Here is a 17,449-nt window from a genome sequence, read left to right on the forward strand (position 1 = left end):
CTCCTCTACCGGCTCAGCTCGGCGCTGCGCGCCGAGGGCCTGCGTCCCAGCATCACGAAGTCGCGCAGCCCGGCCAGGTAGCCGAGGCCGTACGCGGCGTGCAGCACCCCGAACGCCGCCACGGTCCTGAGCAGGGCCGCGGGCTCGCGGGTGCGGGCCAGGGCGGCGACGAGGGCGGCCGCGCCGTAGGCGACCAGCGTGGCCACCAGCGCCCAGCGCGCCGGCGCCCAGAAGGCTCCCGCCGCCAGGGTCGCCACCAGCCACACTATGAGCGCCGGCGGCGCCAACTGCCGGAGGTTCGTCACGGTGCCGTGCTTGCGGTTCACGTACACCTTCCAGTAGCCGTACTGGAAGTACTGCCGCCACAGCTTGGCGTAGCTGGCCCTCACGAAGTAGCGCGACCGTATGCGGTTCGTGAACCAGATCAGGCGGCCGGCCTTGAGGAGCCTGAAGTTCAGCTCGTCGTCCTGGTTGCGGGCCAGCTCCTCGTCGAAGAGGCCGACCCTCAGCAGGTCGGCCTTGCGGTAGGCCCCGAACGCCAGGGTGTCGACGTAGCCGTCGTCGCCGCCGGTGCGGAAGCGGGCGTTGCCCACGCCGAACGGCGAGCCCATGGCCAGGGAGATGGCCGCGGACACCGGCCCCAGGTCGACGTTCTCGATCCGGCCGCCCACGCAGGCGCACTCGGGGTGAGCCTCGAGCGCCGCGAGGCACTCCTCGAGGAAGTCTGGGTGCACCTCGGCGTGGCCGTCGACGCGCACGACGACGTCGTGGCTGGCGGCCATCACCCCGCGGTTCATCGCGTAGGGCACGGTGCGCTCGGGGTTGTCGACGAGCCTGAGCCCCGGCACCTCCGCGGCCAGTCGCTCCACGACCTCGCGCGTGCCGTCGCTGCTCATGCCGTCCACGACGATGACCTCGAGGGCGTCGAGGGCGCTGCCGGCGCGCGCCACGGACCTGATGGCCCTCTCGACGTAGGCGGCCTCGTTGCGCACCGGCATCACCACCGTCACGCGGCGTTCCAAGGGGCCCCCTCGTCGCGTCCCCGGGCATCGACGCGGCTCACGACCGCCTTGAACTTGCCGTTCGGTCCGCGCGGCACCGCGTCCAGGCGCCTCACCTCCACGGCGACGTCGCCGAGGCGGCGCCTGAGGCCCGCGGCGATCTCCCGCTCGTGCTCGGGGCCGAAGCCCGCGGCCGGCACCACGTTCACGACGACGCGAGAGAGCTCCTCCTGCACCACCTGCGCCTCGTGGACCGGCATGTCGTAGAAGACGGGGTTGACCCAGAAGACGCGGCGCCCGTCGGCCGTGACGAGGTTGTCGGTGCTGCGCCCCTCGAGGGCCACGAGGCGGGGCATGTCGCGCCCGCAGGCGCAGCGCCCGGCGTCGTCGACGACGGCGCCGCGGTCGCCGACCTCGTAGCGGACCAGCGGCATGACCTCGTTGAGGAGGCCGGTGCACACGAGCCGCCCGGTGGTTCCCGGCGCGACCGGCTCGTCGGCGTCGTCGGCGAGCACCTCGACGTGGCCGGCCTCCGGCCACAGGTGCAGCACGCCGTGCTCGCACTCGCTGGCGCCCGCCACCGCCTCCGACATGCCGTAGCTCTCGCGCGCGGGGCAGCCGAACGCGCCGGCGATGACCTCGCGCTGCCAGGGTAGGAGCGGCTCGGCGTTCGTCACGACGACGCGCAGCCGCGGCGCCTCCAACCCGTCCTCGAGGGCGTAGCGTGCCAGCTCCGCCGCGGAGGACGAGTAGGCGTAGGCGTACACGACGGCATGATGGCGCATCGCCTCCAGGTAGGCCGGTGCGTTTGCTCTCTTGACGTGCAGGTTCGACATGTAGAGCTGCCCGCCGGCCGCGTTCCACACCCAGTAGGGCGGCCGGTCCTGCTCCACGGGCACGACCTCCTGCCCGCCCAGCATCGCCCAGTGGTCGTGGCGCGTGACCCCGTACCAGCGCCGCCACCTGGCCTCGGTGAGCGCGTACCAGGCGCGCATCGCGCCGCGGTCCCGCCACGTCGTCACCGGCGTGCCCGTCGTGCCGCTGGTGGCGAGGCGGAAGAGGGCGGACGGCCTGGCGCCGTCGCGCAGGAAGGCCTCGGGGCGCCTCCTCACCTCCTCCTTCTTCAGCACGGGCCAGCTCGCGAGGTCCTCGACGGGCGAGTCGTCGCCCGCGGCGCGCCTGAGGCGCCAGGCCTCGCGGTAGTAGGGCACGTTCGCGGCGGCGTTCCTCAGCTGGGAGGCCAGCCGCTCGGCGGCGTAGGCGCGCCAGCGCTCGGCGTCCCAACCCTCCCTGGCGTGCGCCTCGGCCACCAGCTCCTCGGTCTCCGGGCCGTAGCGCCAGGAGGAGAGGTAGCGTCCGTAGACGGTGCCGGCCAGCTCCCGCAGGCGGGCGGGGGCGCGTCGGTACACCGGCATGAGCAGCGTCTTCAGGTTCATCGGGCCTCGCCCCCTCGGGTCACGACCCTAGCGAGGAGCCCGCGCCAGCGCGGCAGCGCCCGCGACCAATCGAGCGTCTCGGCCTTGCTGCGGGCGGCGCGGGAGAGGCCCTCGGCGAGGTCGGGGTCGGAGAGCAGCCGCGCCACGGCGCCCGCCGCGCCGGCGGGGTCGCGCGGGCGCACCAGCAGGCCGTCCACGCCGTCCGCCACCAGGTACTGGGCCCCGCCCCAGTCGACGCTGACGACGCAGAGGCCCGCGGCCATCGCCTCGCCCAGGCCGATGGGCGCGTCGTCGACGTCGACGGCGTTGACCAGCACGTCGTGCGCCGCCAGCAGCTCGCTGGTGGGCGGAGGGCGCAGCGGGTCGGCGACGTGCAGACCGCCCTCCACGCCGCGGCGGCGCGCGGCCTCGCGGGCGCCGCCGGCGGCCAGCGCGCCGGGCGGCGTCACCAGCGTCATGGTCGCGTCGGCGCGCGCCTCGCACAGGGCCTGCAGGGCCGCGGCCGCGTCGGCCGGCTCGCCCAGCGGGCCGTCGCCGCACACCCACAGCACCCGCGGGCGCAGGGCGCGCCGCGCGCGGAACTGGTAGGCGCCGGCCTCGACGGGGTCGGCGATGACCTCGGTGACGCCGCCCAGGTGGGCCAGCGCCTCGTAGAGGTGGCCGGTCAGGGCGACCGAGGCGGACCCCGAGGACAGGAGGCGCCGCAGCCTGGCGGGCTCCTCGGCGGCGACGTCGGCGAGCCCCGCGCCGCGCAGCAGGTGGACGACGGGCACGCCGGCGCGGGCGAGCATGCCCGTCAGGACCTCGGCGCGCCGCAGACCGCCCTGCCCGTGGACCTCGACCACGGCCACGTCCACGCGCCAGCGCGCGCTCCACGCCGTGATCAGCATGTCGGCGACGCGCCAGAGGCGTCCGGGGCGCGAGGAGGTCGTCACGACGACGTCGCCGGAGCGCCGCAGGCGTCCGGCCAGGCGCTCGAGGAGGGTCGGCCTGCCGAGGCCGGCCGCGGCGAGGTCGCCGGCCAGCAGCACGCGCGACCGCGACTGGGCCGTGACCTCCACGACCTGGCTCCTGTCGACGGCCAGGCGGCCGTCAGCCGACCTGACCATCACGCGCCCTGGGCGGGCCCGCTGCCGTAGAACTCCCGGTACCAGCGCACGAAGCGCCTCACCCCTTCCTCCAGGGGCGTGGAGGGGCGGAAGCCGAAGTCCCGCTCGAGGTCGGAGACGTCGGCGTAGGTCGCCGGCACGTCGCCCGGCTGCATGGGCAGGTAGTTCTTCTCGGCCTCGCGCCCGAGCTCGCGCTCGAGCGTGGCGATGAGCCGCGGCAGCTCCACGGGCTCGGAGTTGCCGATGTTGTAGACGCGGTAGGGCGCCCGGCTCGTGCCCGGATCGGGCCGCTCCCCGCTCCAGGTGGGATCGGGCGAGGGCGGGCAGGCCATGACGCGCACGACGCCCTCGACGATGTCGTCGACGTAGGTGAGGTCGCGGCTCATGCGCCCGTGGTTGAAGACGTCTATGGGTCGTCCCTCGAGGATCGCCTTCGTGAACAGGAACAGCGCCATGTCGGGCCGGCCCCACGGACCGTAGACGGTGAAGAAGCGCAGGCCGGTGCACGGCAGGCCGTAGAGGTGGGCGTAGGTGTGCGCCATGAGCTCGTTGGCCTTCTTGGTGGCGGCGTAGAGGCTCAGGGGGTGGTCGACGTTGTCGTGCACCGAGAACGGCACCCTGGTGTTCGCCCCGTAGACGGACGAGGTCGAGGCGTAGACGAGGTGCCCCACGCCGTGGTGACGGCAGCCCTCGAGCACGTTCGCGAACCCGACCAGGTTGCTGCTCACGTAGGCGCGCGGGTTCACCAGCGAGTAGCGCACGCCCGCCTGGGCCGCCAGGTTCACGACGACGGCGGGCCGCGCCGCGGCGAACACGCTCGTCAGCGCGGCCTCGTCCGCCAGGTCGACGCGGTGGAACGAGAAGGCGGGGTGGCGCAGCAGGAGCCCCAGACGCGCCTCCTTGAGCGAGACGTCGTAGTAGTCGTTGAGGTTGTCGACGCCCACGACCACGTCGCCCCGCTCCAGCAGGCGCTGGGCGAGGTGGAAGCCAATGAACCCCGCGGCCCCGGTGACGAGCACGGTGCGCGCACCGGGCGCCCCCGCGGCGGGCGGGGCGCCCTCGAGCCCGCGTTCGCTCATAGGCTCCAGTACAGCACGTCGCCGAGGTCGGCGCCGCGCAGGGCCCCCTTGACGTCGATGAGCGCTCCGCCCGGCCGCAGGAAGCGGGCCGGCCGGGCGGCCTCCGCCACCAGCTCGCGGTGGGGCACGGCCAGCACGAGGGCGTCGAGGTCGGCGAGCGCGGACAGCGGCTGCAGCTCGATGCCGTAGACGCACCTGGCGTCCTCGGCGCTGGCCAGCGGGTCGTGGACCAGCGCGCGGATCCCGTAGGACGCCAGCTCCGCGACGATGTCTGGCACGCGGCTGTTGCGCAGGTCGGGCACGTTCTCCTTGAACGTCAGCCCCAGCACGCCCACGCGGTTCTGCTTGAGGGGCTTGTCGCCCGCGGCCAGCAGACGCACCAGCTTCTGCGCCACGAAGGCGCCCATGCCGTCGTTGATGCGCCGTCCCGCGAGGATCACGCGCGGGGCGTAGCCCACCTCCTCGGCCTTGGCCGTGAGGTAGTAGGGGTCGACGCCGATGCAGTGTCCGCCCACCAGGCCGGGCCGGAACGGCAGGAAGTTCCACTTGGTGCCGGCGGCCTCCAGGACGTCGTGGGTGTCGATGCCCAGCCTGTCGAAGATCATGGCCAGCTCGTTCATCAGCGCGATGTTGAGGTCGCGCTGGGTGTTCTCGATGACCTTGGCCGCCTCGGCGACCTTGATGCTCTTCGCCCTGTAGACGCCGGCCGGGACGATGCGCTCGTAGGCCGCGGCGACGCGCTCGAGGGCCGCCTCGTCCTCGGCCGCCACGACCTTCACGACCTTGTCCAGGGTGTGCTCGCCGTCGCCGGGGTTGATGCGCTCCGGCGAGTAGCCGAGCTTGAAGTCGACCCCGCGGCGCAGGCCCGAGGCGCGCTCCAGGATCGGGCCGCACACCTCCTCGGTCACGCCGGGGTAGACGGTGGACTCGTAGACGACGACGGCGCCCGGCGCGAGGGCGCGCCCCACGGTCTCGGAGGCGGCGCGCAGGTGCGAGAGGTCGGGCCGCCTGTCGGGGGTTATCGGCGTGGGGACGGCCACGACGAAGAACGTGGCGCCGCGCAGGTCGGTCTCGTCGGCGGTGAAGCGCACGCGCGTCGACGCCAGCTCCTGCGGCGAGGTCTCCCCGGTCGTGTCGAGGCCGGCGGAGAGCCTGGCGACCTTGGCGCGGTCGACGTCGAAGCCCACGGTGCCGGGGAACTCGCGGGCGAAGGCGAGGGTCACGGGCAGGCCGACGTAGCCCTGGCCCAGCACGGCGACACGCTCCTTGACGGGCGTCGTCCTGGCCGTCGCTCTGACGCGGCGTGGGATGGTGACTGGCTCCACCTGTGGCCCCTTCCGCCAGCACTCTCTACGCCCGGGTCATGAGCGCGATGAGGGGAGGCGGAAGCCGCCGAAGTGAGCCGTCTACGGGGGCCCGGGAGAGGCCTGACTATACTCCCGCCATGCCCACGCCCCGCGACTGGCGGCTCCTGGCGGCCGCGTCCCTGCTCGCGCTCCTCGCGTGCGCCTGCGCCCCTCCCGGCGTCGCGCGGGCGTCCAGGCCCGTGCTGGACCAGCCCCCGCGCGCCGAGCCCTACCCGCGCGAGCAGCTCGCCGCGGCGCGCGTCACCGACGACGGCTGCGAGCTGGAGGGCGACGTGCCGAGCGGCGGCGGGGCCTGGAGCCCCGACCTCGACCTGCGCGGCGACCCCTCGTTCGACCCCGCGTCCCTGCCGCCCGACGTGCTGTGCTGGTACGAGGCCCTGTGGGGCGTGGTCGACGACCCCGACCGCGCCGCGTACTTCACGCGGCGCGCCGAGCGCGACGACCTCTACACGTACTCGCGCGAGGTGAACAACCACCTCGTCGCGCTCTTCACGGCGTTCCGCGTCACGGGCGACCTGGCCCTGCTCGACGAGATCGACAGGCTGGCCCAGCACATGCGGGCCGAGCTCGAGGACGCCTGGCACGGCGTGGCCAGCCTGGAGCGGGGCGCCGTCGACGGCTACCTGAACTGGGTGTGGGACCAGGACGAGAGCGACGAGCACAAGGGGCGCGACCTGCACGAGATCGACGAGATGCGCACGCACTCGATGATCGCGCAGCTCGCCTACGCCTACGCCGCGAACGCCGACCTGGAGAGCCCCAACGGCGTGGACTACGCCGAGCGGGCGGCGTTCTGGACCGACTACCTACGGAACCACTTCGAGGCCAAGTGGCGCGAGCGCCACCGCGTGCCGTGGCCCGAGTTCCCGTTCCTGGAGCGGCCGCACCTGCACGAGACGCTGGAGTTCGTGCGCTACCACCACTACATGTACCTGCTCACCGGCGAGGAGCCCTACGCCGCTGAGGCCGAGCGGCTGAGCCGCGTGACGTTCGAGAACTTCAGGGAGGCCGACACGGAGAGCGGCCCCGCGCTCGTCACGCCGCGCAGCGTGCTCTCCATGGGCGGCAGCCTCGACTACCTGCTGCCCTCGATCTACTTCAGGCACGTCGTCGCCACCGTCGTCGACCTGCGCCTCGAGGGCGTGGAGCCGTGGTCGGACGACGAGGTCATGGCGATGCTGGCCAGGACCCTGAGCGAGTTCATCCTCGACGGCGAGGGCGACGGCTTCGCCCGCGACGTCGGGGGCGGCGTCGAGCGCGCCGGCCTGGAGCCCTCTGGCGAGGGCAACTGGAGCCGGATCTCGCCCTCGGTCTACAACATCAGCGCCTTCGCCCTGCTGGCGGCGTGGGACGACAGCGGGGAGGTCGCCGACGTGTCGGCGGCCGTGCACGAGCACCGCGGCGAGCGCGAGAAGAACGTCTTCATCCCCAGCGGCCTGCTGCTGCGGGCGGCGCTGGGTAGCGAGGCCGTCGCCGCGGACCGCGACTAGCCACCGCCGTGAGGTAGGCGTGGGTGGCGTCGAGGACCGCGTCGGCGTCGTAGCGCGCCACCGCGCGGCGCAGTGCCTCCCGTTCGGGAGGGTCCGCCAGCACGGCCTCGATCGCCGACGCCATGGCCGCGTCGTCGCCGACGGGCACGAGCGGTCCCAGCGCGCCGCCCTGCAGCACCTCGCGGGGTCCGCTGGGGCAGTCGGTGGCGACGGCGGGGCAGCCGCAGGCCAGCGCCTGCACCAGGGCCCCGGGCAGGCCCTCGAGGGTGGAGGAGAGCACGAAGACGGCGGCCCGCGCCATGAAGGCGAACGGGTTGCCCACGAAGCCGGGGAGGTCGACCCGTCCCGCCACGCCCAGCTCGGCGGCCAGCGCCTCGAGCGCGGGGCGCTCGGGGCCCTCGCCCAGGACCACGAGCCTGGCGTCGCGCCGCCGCAGGCGCGCGAACGAGCGCAGGAGGGTCGCGAAGTCCTTGCGCGGCGTGAGGCTGCCGACGCCGAGCACGACGGGCGGCTCGCCGGGCGCGAACCACGGGTGGCAGGGGTCCTCGGCGGCCAGCGCGCCCAGCTGGGGGGAGACGACGGGGTTGTAGAGCGTCGTGACCTTCGCCTCGGGCACGCCGAGGACCTCGACCAGGGCGTCCTTGACGCCGTCAGACACGGCGATGACGCCGTCGGCGGCGCGGTAGGTGAGAGGCGCCAGGCGGTGCGACAGGCGCGACCTGGCGTCGACCCAGCCCGGGTAGCTGCGGCGCGGCGTGTTCGCCTCCCTCACCACCGTGGGGACCCGCGTCAGGGAGAGGGCGCGCGCGAGGACGGCCACGAGGCTCGTGTGCGCGAGCGTCGTGAGCATCACGTCCGGTGACGCCCGTCGCAGGTAGCGCGCCAGGGGCAGGACCGCGCGGCTCACGGAGCCGGCGCCGAGGTCGACGACGCTGACGGCGCTCGCGACCTCGGCGAGGTAGGGCCCGCTCGCGCTCGCGAGCACGAGGTCCACGGCCATGCCGCGCGCCGCCATGCCGTTCGCGACGGCCACGGTCATCCGCTCGGCGCCGCCGCCGCCCAGGTCGGCGAGGAAGACGGTCAGGCGCGTACGCCGCGGACCCTCGGGAGCCGGCGGCCCTCCGACGCCGAGGCCCGTTCCGGGCGCCAGGGCGCCACGGCCGTCGTCGGGCGGCATCGCGACCCCGGCCCCCTCAGGCGGCATCGGCGCCCCGGCGCTCCTCGACGTGGCCGGAGGTGACGAGCGCGAGGACGAGCAGGTAGAGCCAGGTGATGCGGCCCGAGTAGGAGACGCGCGCCACGTCCATGAGCAGGTAGAGGACGAGGATCGCCAGCACCACCCAGGACGAGCGCCGGCCCGCCACCACGCCGGCCACGGACCGGTAGCCGAGCAGGACGAAGAGCGCGTAGTAGAGGACGAGGCCGAGCACGCCCAGGTTCGACAGCAGCTCGACGTAGTTGTTGTGCGTGTAGGTCGTGAACGAGCCGACGTAGCGGTACTGGTCGATGCCGTGCCCGAAGACGGGCGCGCGCTCGAAGACCTCGAGGCCGTCCTCGATGAGGGCGCTGCGCTTGGCCGTCTCCCTGCCCTCGAGCGTCAGCTCGAGGCGCTGGACGAAGGCGACGTCCTCGAGGGGCCCCGTGATCGTGCCGCCGTAGGTCAGCGACGCCCAGACCGCCAGCGGGGCCACGAGCAGGGCGAAGGCGGTGCCTATCGAGGGCCGCCGGAACGCCGGCACGAGGTCGCGCGCCAACACCAGGAAGTAGGCGAACCAGACGAACACCAGCTTGCGCGTGCCCGTCGTGAGCGTGGCCACGATCACCAGCGCGGCGGCCAGGAGACCGGCCCAGCGGTCGCGCGGCAGGGTCAGGAGCAGCAGGAAGGCGGCCAGCGAGAGCTGGATCGCCAGGGAGTTGGCGTTCCCGGTGAGGCCCACTGCCCGCTCCACGCCCAGCGTCGCGTACTGGTAGAGCGCGATGCCCCCCTGCACCGCGGCCGCCGCGGCCGAGGACAGCGCGACGAGGCGCAGGGTCACGCCGTTCTGCAGGGCCGCCCACACGACCACGGCGCCGAAGAAGTCGAACGCCAGGCCCACGGCGGAGACGAGCGCGGCGTTCTGCTCGAAGGACCACAGCACGCTGGCGCAGGCGTAGGCCACGAAGACGGCGCCGAGGGGCAGCGCCGCGTCGAGGCGCAGGCGCAGCGGCGTCTGCGTGCTCTTCGCCAGCAGCAGGGCGAAGGCCACGAGTATCGCCGCGTGCGGCACGCGCGACAGGCCCGGCACGTTGCCGAGGACCATCGTCCAGGCGACGTAGACGGCCACCGTGCCGCCCAGGAGCCGCGTCGTGAGCTCCGCCCGCGACGACGCGGCGTAGGGGCCCTGGAGGGCGGCGCGAGCCTCCGTCGTCATGCCGGGGGACCCACCCGTGACACCGTGTAGCGCCGCTTGCCCGTCGGGCCGACCGGGATGTCGTCGACGACCTCGAACTCGACGGCGCAGCCCTCTCCCATGGCCCGGCGGAACGAGTCGGCGAGCGCGCGCTTCTCGACCTCGACCAGCGCCGCGTCGGTGCCCGGCCGCGGGACCAGCCGCACGCGCAGCCTGTCGTAGTCCTCCTGGACGACCTGGAACTGGGACACCCAGTCGCGGGAGTAGAACTGGCGCGTGAAGTAGCCGCCGTAGACCTGGCGCCCGTCTCGGGTGTGGAAGACGTCGGTCACGCGCCCGCCGATCGCGGCCAGGCGCGGCCACGGGACGCCGCCGGCGCCGGCCTCGCCCAGGGCCCCGGCGTCGCCGATGCGGTAGCGGATCAGCGGCATCGACAGGTTCGCCAGCGCCGTCACGAGCAGCTCCCCCTGCTGACCGGGCGGCACCGGCCTGCCCGCCTCGTCCACCGCCTCCACGACGTGCGTCAGGGGGTTGACGACGAGCCCGCGTCCGTCGCCGTTCTCGCAGGCGACGTCGCCGACCTCGCGGGAGCCGTAGCGGTCGTAGACGCGGGCGCCGAACACGCGCTCGATCGTAGACCGCATCTCCGGCTCGAGGTTCGTCGCCGACGTCATGACGGCGGGGATGGGCTCCAGGGCGAGGCCGCGCTCCTCCGCGTGGCGCGCGAGCTGGTAGGCGCTCTGCGCGTAGGCGAGGAGCAGGCGCGGGCGGAAGGCGTTGAGCCGCGCCACGTAGTCGTCCATGAGCGCGGGCGTGAGCTGGTAGGCCTCGAGCCTCAGCTCGTCGCGCAGCCACATGCCGACGCGGGCCCGCAGGCCGGCGTCGGCGAGGTCGCCCACGGCCCCCCACAGCAGCGCGAACGGCTCGCCGGGCCTGAAGCCCGTCCACGAGTCGAACAGGGCCTTGTTCGCGACCTTCCAGGCCTGCATACCGCGGTCGTGGAGGAAGCGCACCGGCTCGCCCGTCGAGCCGCCGGTGGCTGTCGCGTAGGCGCCGCGCTCGACGCTGTCCGCCGAGGTCAGGTCGGCGAAGCGCTCGCGCAGGTCCCGCTTCGAGAGCGGCGGCAGCGCCGTGAAGCGCTCGAGGCGCACCTCAGGGGCTCCGCCCGGCCCCGCGACCACGACCCCTGCGTCAGCCAGCGCCTCGCGGTAGTACGGCACCTTGGCCCAGGCGTGCCTCAGGAGCGCCGCGAGGCGGGAGCGCTGCTCGCGCTCGACGTCCTCCGGCGACGCCGCCAGCCAGGCCTCGGCCTCGGCCAGGCGCGCCAGGGCTCCCGAGGCCGCCAGGCGCCCGCGCCACAGGGCGGCGCGCAGCGGCCTGAGGGCCGCGGCCGCGCGGCGCGGCCTCATGGCCTGAGGGAGGCGCGCAGCAGCCGCGAGACGTTCTTCAGGTGCGCGAGGCGCGGCACCTTGGGCCGCGCGGCGAAGCTCTCGAGCGCGTGCACGACCTTGCCCCAGCGGTAGGCGCTGAGGTAGTCGGCGTCGTGCCGCTCGGCGCCGCGGTAGCGCAGGCGGAAGCGCCGGTGGGGGAAGCGGCCGGGCAGCAGCCGGGAGCCGTCGAAGAACAGCGGCCTGACCTCGAACGCGCGCGTCACGGGGTCCCAGACCAGCGCCAGCGACCGGCGGTTGCGCGCCGAGGGGCGCGTGTGCTGCACCCGCGTGGGGCGACCCTCGGCGTCGTAGAAGGAGGGGCTGGCGTGCGCGGGGAAGACGCAGTTGCCGAGCCCGTACATGATGGGCCGGCCGCGGTAGGTCTCGTACGACTGGATGCAGTGCGCGTGGTGCCCGACCACGACGTCGGCGCCGAGGTCGACGAACGACCGCGCCAGGGCCACGCAGCGCGACGTGGGCAGGTGGACCTGCTCCTCGCCCCAGTGCGCGGACACGACCACGCGGTCGGCGCCGGCCTCGCGCGCGGCGGCGATCTCCGCGCGGGCGCGCTCCAGGCTGAGCGGCGCCGCGCCGGGGCGGTCGCCCTCGGCGTAGACGGGCGAGCAGCTCGGGTCGGCGTAGGCGAGCACGGCGACCTTCAGGCCCTGCACGGTCACGACGGCCGGGTTGCGCCAGCCGTCCGCGGCCGTGCCGGCCCCGCAGCACGGCACGCCGAGGTCCTCGAGGGACGCGAACGTGTCGCGCAGCCCGGCCTCCTGGAAGTCCATGCAGTGGTTGTTCGCGAGGGTGGCGACGACGCCGCGGCCCGCGAAGGTCGCGGCGAAGGCGTCGACGCGTCCCCTGAGGTTGATCTTCCCGGGGTAGGCGAGCTGGCCGTCCGTGAGCGGGGCCTCGAGGTTGAGGACCAGCGTCCCCGGCAGGTCGACGGCGACCTCGACGGGACGGGCCGGGAAGACGTCGCCCAGGAACGTGATCATGGGCTGGCGGCGGGCCTCGGCGCGCGCCCGGCGACGGCCGTCCTCGCGCGGCTGGCGACGCCCCGCACCACGTAGCCGACGTTGGCCGGGTCCACGAGGAGGCCGGCCGCGGTCCAGGGGAGGCTCCTCAGCGCCTCGCCGTGGGCGCCGGCCGAGAGGGCGAAGAGGAAGACGCGCGCCGCCGCCCTGTGGCGCTGCCGCGGGCTGGCCGCGATGAGGCGGCGGTACTTGGCCGCGAACAGCTTGGCGCCCTCCAGCTTCTTGCGCGCGTCGAAGGTGATGCGCCCGTGGGACGCGACGCGGAAGCGGACGAGGACGTCGTCGACGAAGTCGAAGGCGCAGCGCTCCGCCAGCCGGACGTAGAGCTCCATGTCCTGCAGGGAGGGGAAGGCCTCGTCGAAGCCGCCGGCGGCCTCGAAGACGTCCCGCCTGATCACGGCCACGGACATCCCGCCCACGACGTTGCGGTAGAGGGCCTCGTCGAGGACGCGTCCGCGCGCCGTCGGGCGCGAGCGCGACAGCGTAGCGCCCGTGGCGCCGTCGAACTGCTCGGCGGCGCTGTAGACGAGGCCGAGGTCGGGCGGCCCGGCCGCGATGACCGCGGCGACCGCCTCGAGCTTGTGCGGCAGCCACAGGTCGTCGTCGTCGAGGAACGCCAGCCACTCGCCGCGGGCGAGCGCGGCGCCGGCGTTGCGGGCGCCCGCGCCGCCGCGCCCCCTGTCGCCGACGGCGTACTCGCAGCCGGGGAAGTCCATGACGACCGCGCGGGTCTCCTCGTCGCCCACGTCGTCGACGACGACGACCTGCTCGGGCGGCAGCGTCTGGGCCGCGACGCTCGCCAGCGCCTGGCGCAGGAGCGCCGGGCGCCTGTGGGTGGGTATCACTACCGTGAACGAGGGTCGGGTCATGGTCAGCAGGCCTGTCCCCCATGCCCCATCTCGGCGCCAAGTCTAGTCGGGCCGCTCGTCCGCGGGCCGCCCCGAGGTCACAGGCGCCGGCGGCGCTCGCGTCACGCGAGCCGCGCTCGTGCGCCGTCCTCTCGGCCCGGCCCCGTGAGGCGGCGCGCGCCCGTGGCGCGCGGCGGACCGGGAGAGCGAGCGGGGAGCCCCTCGGGGCTCCCCGCCGCCGGCGCCGCGCGCGGCGCTGTCCCGCGCGCTCAGTCGGCCAGCGCCGAGACGAGCTTGGCCGTCGGCAGCGCGAGGTAGCGCGGCGCCGCCGGGTCCGTCACCTTGTCGAGCACGATGTCGGTCCACTCGTCGATCTTGCCGCTGGGGTCCCAGGCGGCGATCTCGGCGTAGGCGCTGGCCTCGTAGCGGTAGTAGTCCATGCGGTTCCAGTCGTCGCTGCGGATGCCGCCGCGCTCGTGGTCGCCGCCGATGTCGCCCGTGAACCAGTCGCGGCTGCCCTCGGCGTGCTCGGGGTCGATCACCCAGGTCGCGAACGTGCGCGCCATGGCCTCGAGCGCGTCATCGTCCCACCAGCCGAAGCCCTCGAAGTAGAACTCGATGGCGTCGTGGTAGACGTACCGCGCGTACACGGTCGGGTGGAGGTAGTCCTCGTGACCGCCCTCGCTGAGGACCGAGCGGGTCCAGACGTAGGCGGGTCCCGAGCCGGTGTCCACCTCCACGATGTCCTGCCGCAGCATGCCGGCCATGCGCTCGGCCTCCTTCAGGTAGGCCTGGTCGCCGGTGAGCTTGGACATGTAGTAGTGCCACTTCATCCACGAGTAGTACGTGTGCGTGTGCGGCCGGATCATGATCGGGAAGCCCGTGGGCTTGCCCATGCGCTCGCGCCACTTCGCCTCGAAGTCGTTGACCAGGTAGTCCTTCCAGAAGTCGGCGTGGGCGGCGTAGTCGTGCCCGCCGGGGCTCGCGAGGTCGCGGTTGACCTCCAGGGCCCACGCCACGCTGGCGATGAGCGCGTGCGTCTTCATCTCGTCGAGCTGGTGGGTGTCCTTGCCGTAGTACTGGTCGGCGGTGCCGGCGCGCCACACCCAGTTCAGGTAGCCGTCGGTGCCGGGCTCGGCTGAGCCCTCCTTCACGTCGCGCCAGGAGTCGTGCAGCTGGTCGCGCATGATCTCGACGATGTAGTCGATCTCGTCCAGGAGCTTCAGGTCGCCGGTGGCGCGGAAGGCGTGCAGCAGGAACTCGACGTGGGTGTGGAGGTCGCGGGCGTACTTGTAGAGGTTGTCGCTCCTGGCCCAGTCGTAGACGTCGTAGATCGAGTCCTCGATGGAGTGCCACAGCCGGCGGTACCAGATCTGCGCCTCGGCGGGGAGGTCGGAGACGTCGAAGTCTGGGTCGCCCCTGAGGTCGAAAGGCCTGCCGGTCACGGGAGCCGGCTCGTCCTGGACGGGGTCCTCGCTCGGCCCCTCGTCGGGGCCCGCGCCGGGCTCCTCGCCGGGCTCTCCGCCGGGCGGCGTCACGGGACCCGCGATCGGCACGTCCTCGGGGCCGTTGCCGCCCGTCCGCGGTCCGCCGCTGTCCGGTCGCGGCGTCGCGGGCGGCGTGACGCCGTCCATCACGAACGCCTCGAGGTCCGCGCCGCGCAGGTCGCGCCGGTTCGACACGACCACGGCGTCGACGCTGGTCCCCGGCTCGGCGGCGCCGATGGAGACGACGTGCTGGCCGGCGCTCAGCTCGGTCGAGGTGACGGCCGCCCAGCCGTACTCGCCGGCGCCGGGGGCCTCGATGCGCTCGAGGGCGCCGTCGATGCCGAGGTAGACGGCGCCCTCCCCGTCGGAGGCGCCCTTGACGCGGGCCCAGAGCACGTACCTGCCGGCAGCGGGGACCGTGAAGGCGACGGTGGCGTCCTCCTCCGCGGTGGAGGCCGAAGAGATCTCCTCGGACACGGCGAGCGCCCGGCCGCCCGAGGCGGCCTCGTCCTCGAGCACGACGAGGCCGTCGCCGACGACGGCGGCGTCCTCGGCCTCCACGGCCTGCAGGCGCAAGGGCCCGTTCAGGCCGGCGGTGCCGACGTTGGTGCCGCAGGCGCCCAGGAGCAGGAGGACCGCCGCGGAGATGACTGTGAGCGTGAGAGCGCGCAGCCGGGGCTGCGCTAGACCCGTGCGCGCGAAGCGCTGACGGGGGTGTTGCATCAAGGTGCCCCTCTCGGTTCCGGCGTGCCGGGCACGCCGCTTCCAGGTCTTCGAGAGGGGCTCCGCAGGGAGCGCCGCTCTCTTCAGCCGGTTGCGCCACTGGCTCGGCTCGTCCCAGGCGCCCAGTTAAGGGAACGAGCTTCTTCGCCTCTGAGGAGAACTGGCTCCTCGTTACCGGTGATCCTAGGACCGCTTACCGCGCTCGGTTCGTCTGAAAGCGCACGAGAGGGAGCACCACGCGCGTCGTGTGGCGGGCGCCACACGGTCCTCGCCTTCCTCTACCCAGTCCTTCCCCCTCGGCCCAGCCGGGGCCGAGGTCGTTGCTGTCGGCGGCGCCGGGCTAGTGAACCCGGGCACATGCCGACAGGCAAGCTAACAAGGCGGATGTGAGAATCCTGTGTCCTAGATGTGAACACCCCTAGGAGTGGGATATCCGACACGGCGACCGGGGCAGCCGCCCCGCCGCGGTCAGGGGACGACGCCGTGGCGCTGCAGCACGCGCCTCACGCGCGGGTCGGCGAGGTAGGGGCCGGCCACCTGCTGCGTGATGTTCGGCGAGTGGTTGCCCTCGATGACCACGATGCCGTCCTCGACGATCGCCACGTCCCAGCCCACGTAGATCAGGAACGGCAGGCGCCGCACCAGGCCGAGGAGGGTCGCGACGACCTCGGGCCAGCGCTCCAGCACCGCGCCCTCGAGCTGCACGCCCGTGTCGGGGTGGGCGGGGAAGACGGCGAGCCTGCCCTTGTCCCAGAGCCAGGCGGAGCCGCCCGCCGACAGGCGGCCGGTCGCGACGTCGACGACGCAGCGGATGGCGCCGCGGGAGGTGTTGTCGGTGGGGGCCGAGCGACTCGTCCCGAAGCGGTGCAGCGCCGAGACCACGAAGGGCTCGCCGTCGTCCGGGTCGACCATCGTGATCACGCGCAGCGTGTTGACGGAGCCGGGGAACACGCGCCCGGAGAAGCCCCCTTGCCTGATCATCTCCGTGACCAGGGAACCGTCGCCGGCCGCCACGGCCCGGGCGGCCTCCTCGCGGCTCGCCTCGCGCTTGTCGAGCAGCAGGCGGCCCGCCTCCGGCTCGAGGGTGTGCACGCCGCGCCCCTCGCTGCTGTCCAGGGGCTTGATCACGACGGGCTGCCCCGACGCCAGCACCCTGTCCACGAGGCCGAGGGCGTCCTTCGCCTCCCAGCCGGGCCGGAGGGCGGTGACGACGCCGCGCTCGTGCACGGCCAGCACCCGCGGCACCCTCACCAGCTCGCCCACGACGCGCTCGAAGAGCAGCTTGTTCCGCAGCACGGCGCGGGCCACGGGCCCGTCGATGGCCGCCATGGCCCCGGCCCTCGCGTCGGAGACGTAGTCGGCGGGGGAGCGGTTGTCGAGGTCGAAGAGCAGCCAGGTCGTGCCGCTGAAGCCGGCGCGCCAGGCCCTGAGCCTCTGCGGGAGCGTGGCCGGCGAGCTGGTGCCGGCGAGGAGCGAGCGAAGGCCGGAGAGCGGTCTGAGCCTCAAGCGGGGAGCCAGCCGGCCGGCGTGCGTCGCCAGACGCCGAGCTGGCGGGGCCCCTTGGCCCGCAGCGCCTCGGCGACGGCGGCGGCCCTGTCGTCCGGGACGCTCACGGAGAGGACCGTCAGCCGCGGCTCCGGCTCCCTGGCCGGGGCGGGGTCGAGCGCCGGCAGGGGGGCGTTGAAGAGGAAGCCGCAGAGGGCGCCGGCGGCACCCAGCACCAGCGCGCCCACCGCGGCGGACCAGAACGGTCCGGCCGCCATGGCGGGCTCGCGGCCCATGATCGGCAGTACGCCGGAGCCGAGCAGCAGGCCGAAGAACCCGCCGCCGAGGAAGCCGAGCGTGAAGCCCAGCGCCGTGCCGAGCTCCGGCGCGACGAGGGCGCGCTCCACCTGGTTCGGCGAGGCCATGCGCAGCGCCCTCATGACCTCGTCGGAGTCGGCGGGGAAGACGAGGACGTCGTCCTCCCCCACGCCGGCCTGCGCTAGCGTCGCGGCCGCGTCCTCGGCGGCGGCCGGGTCCTCGAAGCTGGCGGTGACGGTGGTCTCCATC

14 protein-coding genes and 1 riboswitch are annotated in these 17,449 nt (G+C 74.0%); of the genes, 1 reads left to right on the forward strand and 13 read right to left on the reverse strand.

Annotation, left to right across the window (positions count from 1 at the left end):
* Window positions 1–5 precede the first annotated feature (5 nt).
* The 5 genes from VF202_06910 to VF202_06930 are packed head-to-tail and all read right to left on the reverse strand — an operon-like array spanning window position 6 to window position 5,950.
* Window positions 6–1,022 carry a glycosyltransferase family 2 protein gene (locus tag VF202_06910; protein ID HEX7039819.1) on the reverse strand — a complete coding sequence of 339 codons (1,017 nt, stop codon included), beginning with the start codon at window positions 1,020–1,022 and terminating at the stop codon, window positions 6–8.
* Window positions 1,007–2,437: a hypothetical protein gene (locus VF202_06915; protein HEX7039820.1), complete on the reverse strand. Its 1,431-nt coding sequence runs from the start codon at window positions 2,435–2,437 to the stop codon at window positions 1,007–1,009. The genes VF202_06910 and VF202_06915 overlap by 16 nt, the downstream gene beginning before the upstream one ends.
* Window positions 2,434–3,546, reverse strand: coding sequence for a glycosyltransferase (locus VF202_06920; protein HEX7039821.1), 1,113 nt, complete (start codon window positions 3,544–3,546; stop codon window positions 2,434–2,436). Before VF202_06920 ends, VF202_06915 begins: the two co-directional genes overlap by 4 nt.
* Window positions 3,546–4,625, reverse strand: a complete 1,080-nt coding sequence (locus VF202_06925; GenBank protein ID HEX7039822.1) for an NAD-dependent epimerase — start codon at window positions 4,623–4,625, stop codon at window positions 3,546–3,548. Before VF202_06925 ends, VF202_06920 begins: the two co-directional genes overlap by 1 nt.
* On the reverse strand, window positions 4,622–5,950 hold the full coding sequence (locus tag VF202_06930; GenBank protein ID HEX7039823.1) for a nucleotide sugar dehydrogenase: 1,329 nt from the start codon (window positions 5,948–5,950) through the stop codon (window positions 4,622–4,624). The genes VF202_06925 and VF202_06930 overlap by 4 nt, the downstream gene beginning before the upstream one ends.
* Window positions 5,951–6,069: 119 nt before the next feature.
* Here VF202_06930 and VF202_06935 point away from each other — a divergent pair, with 119 nt between their 5' ends.
* Entirely contained in the window at window positions 6,070–7,482 is a 1,413-nt protein-coding gene (locus VF202_06935; GenBank protein HEX7039824.1) for a hypothetical protein, read from the forward strand.
* On the opposite strand, the gene VF202_06940 is transcribed toward VF202_06935, so the two are convergent.
* From VF202_06940 to VF202_06975, 8 genes are all read right to left on the reverse strand, one after another.
* Complete coding sequence (locus tag VF202_06940) at window positions 7,415–8,686, reverse strand: glycosyltransferase (GenBank protein HEX7039825.1); 1,272 nt, start codon at window positions 8,684–8,686, stop codon at window positions 7,415–7,417. The two genes, VF202_06935 and VF202_06940, sit on opposite strands and share 68 nt — an antisense overlap.
* Window positions 8,676–9,893 carry an O-antigen ligase family protein gene (locus tag VF202_06945; GenBank protein ID HEX7039826.1) on the reverse strand — a complete coding sequence of 406 codons (1,218 nt, stop codon included), beginning with the start codon at window positions 9,891–9,893 and terminating at the stop codon, window positions 8,676–8,678. The genes VF202_06940 and VF202_06945 overlap by 11 nt, the downstream gene beginning before the upstream one ends.
* Complete coding sequence (locus tag VF202_06950) at window positions 9,890–11,281, reverse strand: AMP-binding protein (protein HEX7039827.1); 1,392 nt, start codon at window positions 11,279–11,281, stop codon at window positions 9,890–9,892. Before VF202_06950 ends, VF202_06945 begins: the two co-directional genes overlap by 4 nt.
* A complete protein-coding gene (locus tag VF202_06955; protein HEX7039828.1) occupies window positions 11,278–12,300 on the reverse strand; it encodes a CapA family protein in 1,023 nt (340 codons plus the stop codon). The genes VF202_06950 and VF202_06955 overlap by 4 nt, the downstream gene beginning before the upstream one ends.
* Complete coding sequence (locus tag VF202_06960) at window positions 12,297–13,208, reverse strand: glycosyltransferase (GenBank protein HEX7039829.1); 912 nt, start codon at window positions 13,206–13,208, stop codon at window positions 12,297–12,299. Before VF202_06960 ends, VF202_06955 begins: the two co-directional genes overlap by 4 nt.
* Window positions 13,209–13,456: 248 nt before the next feature.
* Window positions 13,457–15,397 carry a hypothetical protein gene (locus tag VF202_06965; GenBank protein HEX7039830.1) on the reverse strand — a complete coding sequence of 647 codons (1,941 nt, stop codon included), beginning with the start codon at window positions 15,395–15,397 and terminating at the stop codon, window positions 13,457–13,459.
* Between the two features lie 76 nt (window positions 15,398–15,473).
* Window positions 15,474–15,558, reverse strand: a riboswitch (cyclic di-GMP riboswitch).
* Window positions 15,559–15,865: 307 nt separating this feature from the next.
* Window positions 15,866–16,903, reverse strand: coding sequence for a sugar-transfer associated ATP-grasp domain-containing protein (locus VF202_06970; GenBank protein ID HEX7039831.1), 1,038 nt, complete (start codon window positions 16,901–16,903; stop codon window positions 15,866–15,868).
* On the reverse strand, window positions 16,900–17,448 hold the full coding sequence (locus VF202_06975; protein HEX7039832.1) for a hypothetical protein: 549 nt from the start codon (window positions 17,446–17,448) through the stop codon (window positions 16,900–16,902). The genes VF202_06970 and VF202_06975 overlap by 4 nt, the downstream gene beginning before the upstream one ends.
* Window position 17,449 lies beyond the last annotated feature (1 nt).

Source organism: Trueperaceae bacterium (assembly GCA_036381035.1).
In the GTDB taxonomy this organism is placed as follows: Bacteria; Deinococcota; Deinococci; order Deinococcales; family Trueperaceae; genus DASRWD01.